Source organism: Actinosynnema sp. NPDC023658, from assembly GCF_040639995.1.
In the GTDB taxonomy this organism is placed as follows: Bacteria; Actinomycetota; Actinomycetes; order Mycobacteriales; family Pseudonocardiaceae; genus Actinosynnema.
Genome location: NZ_JBFAAX010000270.1, coordinates 1 through 7,860 on the forward strand (window position 1 = coordinate 1; position 7,860 = coordinate 7,860).

The following is a 7,860-nucleotide window of genomic DNA, read 5'->3' on the forward strand; positions in this document are numbered from 1 at the left end:
CGGCGGCACCCTGCGTGGCGGCCGGCGAGCGGAAGTCCTCCGGGTGACCGGCGCCGCGATGGGCGGCCGGCGACCCGGGTACGGGCTCGCCGGCGCTCGCGTGAGCGGCCGGGGAGCCGAAGTTCTGGTGGTGACCCGCAGCGGTCGTGCTCACGCTGTCCGGGTAGAGCGAGCCGTCCGGCTCGACGGGGCGGCCGGTGCTCCCCTGCGAAGCACCCGCCGGCCCGACGTCCGACCGGTCGACCCCTGCCGCCGACCCGTCGGTCACCTCCGGCCGACCAGCACCCTGCTGCTGGAAGCCGGCGTCGTCATGACCGGGACCGGTGCCACCTCGCGCCCACGGGCTCTGCGGCTGGGGCTGCTGAGACTGCGGAGGCCGGTCCGGCTGCTCGTTCTCGGTCATGTCCACAACTGTGCGGTGCCCGCCTGAGAAGAGCCTTAAACGAAACTGGGCATCAGTTGTGAGTCGCGCGCAGCCTCTCCGCGATCTGCTCCGGCGTCGCGTCGTTCACCCAGACGCCCATGCCGGACTCGGAGCCCGCCAGGTACTTCAGCTTGTCCGCCGTGCGCAGGATGGAGAACACCTCCAGGTGCAACCAGGCCAGGTCACGGCCGGTGCGCACGGGCGCCTGGTGCCAGGCCGCGATGTAGGGCAGCGGCCGGTCGTAGAGGGCGTCCAGGCGGTGCAGCACGGCCAGGTAGAGCCCTGCGAAGTCGTCCCGCTCGGCGTCGGTCAGCGCAGGTAGGTCCGGCACCTGGCGGTGCGGCACGAGGTGCACCTCGACCGGCCAGCGGGCGGCCGCGGGCACGAACGCCGTCCAGTGCTCGCTCTCCGCGATGACCCGCGTGCCGACCTCGCGTTCGGCGGCCAAAATGTCACCCATCAGTGGACGGCCGTGTGACGCCTGGTAGTCCGCTGCGGCGGCCAGCATCCGTTCCGTCTTCGGGGTCACGAAGGGGTAGCCGTAGATCTGCCCGTGGGGGTGGTGCAGGGTGACGCCGATCTCCTCGCCCCGGTTCTCGAACGGGAAGACCTGCTCGACGCCCGGCATCGCGTTCAGCGCCGCCGTGCGGTCGGCCCACGCGTCCACCACCGTGCGGACCCGGGACGCGGGCAGCGCCCCGAACGACTTGTTGTGGTCGGAGGTGAAGCAGACGACCTCGCACCGGCCGCGCCCGGCCGCCCGCGCCACCATCGGCATGCCATCCACAGTGGACGGCACGTCCGGCACGCCCTGCGCGAACGACGGGAACCGGTTCTCGAACACCACCACGTCGTAGCTCGACTCGGGGATCTCGGTCGGCTTGCCCGGCGTCGACGGGCACAGCGGGCACAGGTCGGCGGGCGGCTTGTACGTGCGGGTCTGCCGGTGCGCCGCCATGGCCACCCACTCGCCGGTCAACGGGTCGCGCCGCACCTCCGACAGCGGTTGGGTGCGCGGCAGGTCCCGCGTGTCCACCGCGTCGCGCGGCGGCGCGTCCGGGGTGTCGTCGAAGTAGATGATCTCGCGACCATCGGCAAGTTTCCCCGCCGTGCGCTTCACGCCAGTTCCTCTCCGCGTCCCGGCACGTGCGCCAGGACTAGTTCGCCCACCTGCTCGCCGAGCACCGCGCGGGCGGGCTCGGGCAACCCCTCGTCGGTCACCAGCACGTCCGCCTCGTCCAGCGCGGCGATCGTGGAGATGCCGACGGTGCCCCACTTGGTGTGGTCGGCCACGACGACCACCCGGCCGGCCGCGTCGACCAGGGCCCGGTCGGTCTCGCTCTCGTTCAGGTTCGGCGTGGTGAAGCCGGAGCGCTCGGCCATGCCGTGCACGCCCAGGAACACCACGTCCAGGTGCAGCGACCGCAGCGCCTGCACCGCCACCGGCCCGACCAGCGCGTCCGACGGCGTGCGCACCCCTCCGGTGAGCACCACCGTGCGGTCGGTCCGGCCGCCCTGCTGGAGCACGTCGGCCACCCGGATCGAGTTGGTCACCACGGTGAGGTCCGGGATGTCCTCCAGGAACCGGGCCAGCGTCCACGTGGTGGTGCCGGCGGACAGGCCGATCGCCGTGCCGGGGCGCACCAGGCCCGCGGCGAACGCGGCGATGGCCTCCTTCTCGGGCAGCTGCCGGACCGACTTCGCCTCGAAGCCCGGCTCGTCGGTGCTGCGGCCCACCACGGACGTGGCGCCGCCGTACACCTTCTCCACCAGGCCCCGCGCGGCCAGCACGTCGAGGTCGCGGCGCACGGTCATGTCCGAGACGCCCAGCCGGACGACCAGGTCGCTCACCCGCACCGCGCCGGTGCGGCGGACCTCTTCCAGGATCACCGCTTGTCGCTGGCGTGCCAGCACGTCACACCTCTTCTTCCCTGACCACGACCACGCCGCCGGCGGGCACGACCACGCGACCCGACGCACGCGCGCCGGACAGCAGCTCGACACCCGCGGCGGGCAGCTCGGCGTCGCCGTCCCCGTGGTTCACCGCGACCAGCCACGATACGGCGGACCCGGCCGCACCACCGCGCCGACGCACCACCTCGACGCCACCGTTCGCCGGTCCGCCGGTCGGTTCGACGCCCGAATCCGCCAGTGCGGTCGCCACCAGCCGGTCGAGCCCGTCGCCGTCCAGGCCGCACGCCACGTACCAGGCGACGCCCTCGCCGCGGTCGTTGCGGGTGACGGCGGGCACGCCGGGCAGCGGGCCGTCGGCGTAGGAGGCGAGCACCTTCGCGCCGTCGGCGTGCACGTGCTCGGTCCACACGGTGGCCGACGTGCCGTCGTCCAGTCGCACCGACTGGCCCGTGCGCAGCGGGTGGAACTCCTCGGTCCGCACGCCCAGCAGCTCGCGGAACGCGCCGGGGTAGCCGCCGAGGTGCACGTGGCCGCGCGTGTCGGTGATCCCGGACAGGTAGCTGACCAGCAGGTTCCCGCCGCCCTCCAGGTACCGCTCGTACGGCGTCACGTCGTCCACCGCGTACAGCGCCGGGACGACGACCAGCCGGTAGCCGGACAGGTCCGCGCCCGGCGGCACGAAGTCCACCGTCACCCCGGCCCGCCACAGCGCCCGGTAGTAGGCGAACACGTGCTCCTGGTAGCGGAAGTCGGCGGTCGGGTGCCCGGGCCGGTCCAGCGCCCACCACGACTCGTAGTCGAGGACGACCGCCACCGACGCGTCCACGGTCGAGCCGACGATGTCCGCGATCCGCCCGTACTCGGCGCCCACCTGCTCGACCTCGCGGAACACCTTCGTGTCCGCGCCCGCGTGCGGCACCATCGCCGAGTGGTAGCGCTCCGCGCCCGCGCGCGACTGCCGCCACTGGAAGAACAGCGTGCCGTCCGCGCCGTGCGCCAGGTGCGCGAACGAGTTGCGGCGCAGCTCGCCGGGCAGCTTGGCGACGTTGCGCGGCTGCCAGTTCACCGCCGAGGTGGAGTGCTCCATCAGCAACCACGGCCGCCCGCCCGCCAGACCGCGCACGAGGTCCGCGGACCAGGCCAGGTCGACGTGCCGCTCGGGGTCCTCGGCGCCGGTGTAGTGGTCGTTGGAGACGAAGTCGACCTCGGCGGCCCACCGCCAGTAGTCCAGCCCGGAGAAGTGCCGGATCGCCATGAAGTTCGTCGTGACGGGCACGCCGGGGGTGACCTCGTGCAGCACGTCCCGCTCGGCCGTGAACAGCGCCAGCAGCGCGTCGGAGCCGAACCGGTCGAAGTCGAGCAGCTGGCCCGGGTTGCCGAACGACGGCGTGGCGCGCGGCGGCAGGACCTGGTCCCACGCGGTGTAGTGCTGGCTCCAGAACGCCGTGCCCCACGCCTCGTTGAGCGCGTCCAGGCTGCCGTGGCGGTCGCGCAGCCAGGTCCGGAACGCCTCGGCGCAGCGGTCGCAGTAGCAGCGCGACACGTGGCAGCCGTACTCGTTGTTGACGTGCCAGGCGGACAGCGCCGGGTGGTCGCGGTACCGCTCGGCCAGCGCGCGGGCCAGCGCGACGGCCTTGGCCCGGTAGACCGGCGAGCTGGGGCAGTAGGCCTGGCGCGAGCCGTGCGAGAGCCGCACGCCGTCCGCGGTCACCGGCAGCACCTCCGGGTGCGCCGCGGTCAGCCACGGCGGCGGCGAGGCGGTCGCGGTGGCCAGGTCGACGCGGATGCCGCCGTCGTGCAAACGGTCCAGCACGCGGTCCAACCAGCCGAACTCGTAGCGCCCGTCTTCCACTTCCAGCAGTGCCCAGGAGAAGATCGCCACGCTCACCAGGTTCACCCCGGCCCGGCGCATCAGCTCGACGTCCTCGACCTGGACGTCCTCCGGCCACTGCTCGGGGTTGTAGTCGGCGCCCCACGCCACGCCGCGCACTCCGGTGGGCCAAGTCGTCATGGGCACAAGAGTGGTCGATCTGCGACGCCAACGTCAACACACTCCAACAAAACCCCTCGAATACCTTGACATTCCGTGTGGCTCAGCCCACATTGTGAGTCCTCTTGTTGACTCTTTGTTCACTTGACCACCGCCAGGTGTCACCCGGAGGAGCGACGTATGACCAGGTTCTCCGCCAGCCCCCACCCGCTGATGGGCCGTCGAGCCCTGTTGAAGGCGATGATCGCGGGCGCGGGCGTCGCGGCCGTCCCCGGCCTGGCCGCGTGCGGCTCCGACGGCGGGGGCACGGCCACCGACACGGTCTCGTTCGGCAACAACCAGTCCGACCAGGTGCCGAAGGACGCGATCACCGCGGTGCTGAAGGCGTTCGAGGGCGAGTCGGGCCTCAAGGTCGCGATCAACACCAAGCAGCACGAGCAGTACCAGGAGCAGATCAACAACTACCTCCAGGGCAAGCCGGACGACGTGCTGTCCTGGTTCGCGGGCTACCGGATGCGGTTCTTCGCCGAGAAGGGCCTGACCGGCGACCTGAGCGAGGTGTGGTCGAAGGTCTCCGACGGCTACGCGCCGGCGTTGAAGGAGGCGTCCACCGCCTCGGACGGCAAGCAGTACCTGATCCCGTTCGTCCAGTACCCGTGGGGCATGTTCTACCGCAAGAGCGTGTGGCAACAGCGCGGGTACGAGCAGCCCAAGACGCTGGACGAGCTGGTCGCGCTGTCCACGAAGATGAAGTCCGACGGGCTCGTGCCGATCGCGTTCGCGCAGAAGCAGGGCTGGCCCGGCATGGGCACGTTCGACCAGCTCAACTTCCGCATCAACGGCTACCAGTTCCACGTCGACCTGATGGCGGGCAAGGAGGACTGGCAGGGCGCCAAGGTCCGCGCGGTGTTCGACACCTGGAAGCGGCTGCTGCCGTTCCACCAGGAGAACGCCCTCGGCCGGGAGTGGCAGGAGGCCGCGCAGTCCCTCCAGCAGGGCAAGGCGGGCATGTACCTGCTCGGCTCGTTCGTGGCGCAGCAGTTCAAGGGTCCCGACCTCGACGACCTGGACTTCTTCCCGTACCCGGAGATCAACCCCGAGTACGGCCAGGACACCGTGGAGGCCCCGATCGACGGCTTCATGATGTCCCGCAAGCCCGGCAACGCCGAAGGCGCGCGCAAGCTGCTGGAGTACCTGTCCACGCCCGCCGCGCAGCTGGCCTACCTCAAGGCCGACCCGAGCCAGATCCCCACGTCCAGCAAGGCCGACACGTCCGGCTACACGGCGTTGCAGAAGAAGTCCGCGCAGGTCATCAAGGACGCCGCGCACATCACGCAGTTCCTCGACCGCGACACCGACCCGCGGTTCGCCAGCGACGCGGCGACCAACGGCCTCAACGCGTTCATCCAGAACCCCGACGACGTCGACACGATCCTCAAGGGCATGGCCGACCAGGCGAAGACGATCTTCACGGAGTGACGGCGTGACCGCGTTGCAGTCTCCCCCCGAACCCGCCGGGACGTCGGAACCCTCCTCGCCGACGTCCCGGCGGCCCCGGCGTCGCGCCACCGCGCTCGCGCCGCGCGACAAGCTCGTGCTCGGCCTGATGCTCGGGATCCCGTCGCTGGTGCACCTCGCGCTGGTGTGGCTGCCCGCGCTCGGCTCGGTCGCGCTGTCCTTCACGTCCTGGGACGGCATCGGCGGGCTGGAGGACATCGAGTGGGTCGGCTTCCGGAACTACGTCGACATCTTCACCCGGTACCCCCGGTTCTGGCCCGCACTGCAGCACAACCTGATCTGGTTGCTGTTCCTGATCGTCGTGCCGACCGTCGCCGGGCTGCTGCTGGCCGTGCTGCTGGACCGGCAGCTGCGGTTCGGGCGGATCTACCAGAGCGCGCTGTACCTACCGATGGTGCTGTCACTGGCGCTGGTCGGGTTCATCTGGCAGCTCATCTACCAGCCCGAGCAAGGGTTGCTGAACAACGTGCTGGGCATCGCGTCCACCGATCCGGTGAACTGGCTCGGTGACCCGGACATCAACCTGTACGCGGTGCTCGTCGCCGCCGGGTGGCGGCACACCGGCTACATCATGCTGCTGTACCTGGCCGGGCTGAAGTCGGTGGACCCGGCGTTGAAGGAGGCCGCCGCGCTGGACGGCGCGAACGCGCGGCAGACGTTCTTCCGGGTCACGTTCCCGGTGCTCAAGCCGGTGAACGTGGTGGTGCTCGTGGTCACCGTGATCGAGGGCCTTCGGGCGTTCGACATCGTGTACGTGATCAACAAGGGTCGCAACGGGCTGGAGCTGCTGTCCGTGCTGGTGACCGACAACATCATCGGCGAGTCCAGCCGGATCGGGTGGGGTTCCGCGCTGGCCGTGGTGCTGCTGCTCATCTCGGTCGGGTTCATCATCACCTACCTGTTCCAGGTGTTCCGCGAGGAGGAACGGACGTGACGGTCCACCAGCGCCGGGTCCCCTGGGGGCGCGTCGCGCTGCACACCTTCCTGGTCCTGACGTGCCTGGTCACGCTAGCTCCCCTGGTGTGGGCGCTGTACGCGTCGCTGCGCACGTACGACGACACCGCGCGCAACGGGTACTTCTCGGTCGCGGAGAGCCTGACGCTCGACAACTTCAGCGCGGCGTGGACGCAGGCCGACCTGCCGCACTACTACCTGAACACGCTGATGGTCACGGTGCCCGCGCTGGTGCTGGTGCTGCTGCTCAGCTCGATGGTGGCGTTCGGGGTGTCGCGGTTCAGCTTCAAGTTCAACCTGGCGCTGCTGATGATGTTCACGGCGGGCAACCTGCTGCCGCAGCAGGTGATCGTGACGCCGCTGTACCGGCTGTACCTGCTCACGCCGCTGCCGTCGTGGCTGAGCGAGAGCGAGCTGCTGCTGGACTCGCAGTTCGGGCTGGTGCTGATCCACGTGGCGTTCCAGTCGGGCTTCTGCGTGTTCGTGCTGAGCAACTACATGAAGACCATCCCGGTCGAGCTGGGCGAGGCGGCCCGGGTCGACGGCGCGGGCGTGTTCCGGCAGTACTGGCAGGTGATCCTGCCGCTGTGCCGTCCCGCGCTGGCCGCGTTGGCGACGCTGGAGTTCACCTGGATCTACAACGACTTCCTGTGGGCGCTCGTGCTGATCCAGACCGGCGACAAGATGCCGATCACGTCGGCGCTGCAGAACCTGAAGGGCACGTTCTTCGTGGACAACAACCTGGTGGCCGCGGGCTCGCTCCTGGTCGCCCTGCCCACGCTGGTCGTCTTCTTCGTGCTGCAACGCCAGTTCATCGGCGGCCTGACCCTGGGCAGCACCAAGGGCTGACCCGAGAGTCCTACGTTCACGCGCCGAGAGTCCTACGTCCAGAGCACCTGAGTTCAACGCTCACGGCTAACACCGTTCGTCGTGAGCGTTGAACTCAGGGTGCGTGAACGTAGGACTCTCGCGCTCTGGACGTAGGACTCTCGCGGGGTGGGGGGTCGGGGCCGCCCGGGGTGGCCCAGGTTGAACAACCCCCCGCCCACCGGGGCCGGGC

General features: G+C 70.3%; 7 protein-coding genes. 3 read left to right on the top strand and 4 right to left on the bottom strand.

Annotation, left to right across the window (positions count from 1 at the left end; all coding sequences use genetic code 11):
* The 4 genes from AB0G02_RS23375 to AB0G02_RS23390 all read right to left on the bottom strand — a co-directional run.
* Positions 1-403: hypothetical protein (locus AB0G02_RS23375; protein WP_360797593.1), on the bottom strand; the 403-nt coding region annotated here is incomplete at its 3' end.
* Positions 404-455: 52 nt separating this feature from the next.
* Positions 456-1,544 carry a galactose-1-phosphate uridylyltransferase gene (gene galT / locus AB0G02_RS23380; protein ID WP_360797594.1) on the bottom strand — a complete coding sequence of 363 codons (1,089 nt, stop codon included), beginning with the start codon at positions 1,542-1,544 and terminating at the stop codon, positions 456-458.
* The gene (locus AB0G02_RS23385) at positions 1,541-2,338 is read right to left on the bottom strand and encodes a DeoR/GlpR family DNA-binding transcription regulator (RefSeq protein WP_360797595.1); all 798 of its coding nucleotides are present in this window, start codon (positions 2,336-2,338) and stop codon (positions 1,541-1,543) included. Before AB0G02_RS23385 ends, galT begins: the two co-directional genes overlap by 4 nt.
* A gap of 1 nt (position 2,339) precedes the next feature.
* Complete coding sequence (locus AB0G02_RS23390; RefSeq protein WP_360797596.1) at positions 2,340-4,349, bottom strand: beta-galactosidase; 2,010 nt, start codon at positions 4,347-4,349, stop codon at positions 2,340-2,342.
* Between the two features lie 159 nt (positions 4,350-4,508).
* Here AB0G02_RS23390 and AB0G02_RS23395 point away from each other — a divergent pair, with 159 nt between their 5' ends.
* Genes AB0G02_RS23395 through AB0G02_RS23405 form a run of 3 tightly spaced genes read left to right on the top strand, consistent with a single transcriptional unit; the run spans position 4,509 to position 7,649 of the window.
* Positions 4,509-5,807, top strand: coding sequence for an ABC transporter substrate-binding protein (locus AB0G02_RS23395; protein ID WP_360797597.1), 1,299 nt, complete (start codon positions 4,509-4,511; stop codon positions 5,805-5,807).
* A 4-nt stretch (positions 5,808-5,811) separates the two neighbouring features.
* Complete coding sequence (locus AB0G02_RS23400; RefSeq protein WP_360797598.1) at positions 5,812-6,780, top strand: sugar ABC transporter permease; 969 nt, start codon at positions 5,812-5,814, stop codon at positions 6,778-6,780.
* Positions 6,777-7,649: a carbohydrate ABC transporter permease gene (locus AB0G02_RS23405; protein ID WP_360797599.1), complete on the top strand. Its 873-nt coding sequence runs from the start codon at positions 6,777-6,779 to the stop codon at positions 7,647-7,649. The genes AB0G02_RS23400 and AB0G02_RS23405 overlap by 4 nt, the downstream gene beginning before the upstream one ends.
* Positions 7,650-7,860 lie beyond the last annotated feature (211 nt).

Excerpts from the sequence above, each read along its gene's own strand:
- AB0G02_RS23390 (WP_360797596.1), bottom strand. The coding sequence starts at position 4,349 with ATGACGACTTGGCCCACCGGAGTGCGCGGCGTGGCGTGGGGCGCCGAC.
- AB0G02_RS23395 (WP_360797597.1), top strand. The coding sequence starts at position 4,509 with ATGACCAGGTTCTCCGCCAGCCCCCACCCGCTGATGGGCCGTCGAGCC.